Here is a 593-nt window from a genome sequence, read left to right on the forward strand (position 1 = left end):
AACACCCCCATAAGGTTAAGCAGCTTTTGTAGAGAGTTGTTTTATCTCTCGTTCTATCTCTGCTAAAAAGGCTTGGACAGCTTGATTGATCTGTTCAATTTGTTGATCATCACGGAGAACACGCTTGACTTTCATGCGCAAGTGAAAGAATTCTCCCGTAAAACGTGGATCATAACTTACGAAATCACACCATTTTCGTCCTGTACAAGCCATTTGGAATTGCATTTGTGCGTGATATTCTGGTTTGATTTCGTCACCTATACAAAAGCGCATATGTGTTACTGATCTCGGGCATTTGACTTCGATTAAACCGTCTTCTCCAATGAGACCATCAGGACTAGCCCCCGCCATTTCTATTGTGGGGTGTTGGATAAAGCCGCATTTTGTTATATCGGCATCATGAATGAAGCCATATTCTCTCAAGGCATCTTCTTCATGTTCGATACCCCATCTCATATCTTCAGTTTCATAATAGGGGCTTGTTTCTCTTGTTAAGCGTTCTGTTATGAGTTTGATTTTGTAGTCTTCATATTTGCTCGTAGGCAATCCTTTTGTAGTTTTATTGAGTATGTTGTAAATGTTTGATGCGGTGA

At 40.1% G+C, this 593-nt stretch carries 1 protein-coding gene; it reads right to left on the bottom strand.

Annotated features, from left to right (window positions below):
* Positions 1–15 precede the first annotated feature (15 nt).
* A partial coding sequence (locus ACFIML_RS09305; protein ID WP_375607622.1) for a lambda exonuclease family protein occupies positions 16–593 on the bottom strand: 578 nt, incomplete at its 5' end.

It is taken from the genome of Bartonella sp. AC62GZZY (genome assembly GCF_042196525.1).
GTDB lineage: Bacteria > Pseudomonadota > Alphaproteobacteria > Rhizobiales > Rhizobiaceae > Bartonella.